We start from the raw sequence: 259 nt of genomic DNA on the forward strand, positions 1-259 counted from the left end.
GTGAGGGTTGATCAGCACCGATCTTCGAGAGGACACCCATGCGAGAGATCTTCGATGCCGAGCTGAAGCACATCGGCGACGGTCTGGTCGAGATGAGCCGACTGGTCGAGTCGGCGATCACGCGAGCCGGTACGGCGCTGCTCGACGGCGAGCACCAGCTCGCCCAGGACGTGATCGCCTCCGACCACGAGATCGACCGGCTGGAGCGGGAGCTGGACGAGCGGTGCGTCCACGTGCTCGCCCAGCAGGCTCCGGTCGC

The 259-nt window shown here is 66.8% G+C and carries 1 protein-coding gene; it reads left to right on the forward strand.

The features are described 5' to 3' along the window. Positions 1-38 precede the first annotated feature (38 nt). Positions 39-259, forward strand: a 221-nt coding sequence (locus WDW90_RS40005) for a phosphate signaling complex PhoU family protein (RefSeq protein ID WP_336493105.1), incomplete at its 3' end; no start/stop codon positions are given.

It is taken from the genome of Methylobacterium nigriterrae, from assembly GCF_037106235.1.
GTDB classification, from domain to species: domain Bacteria; phylum Pseudomonadota; class Alphaproteobacteria; order Rhizobiales; family Beijerinckiaceae; genus Methylobacterium; species Methylobacterium nigriterrae.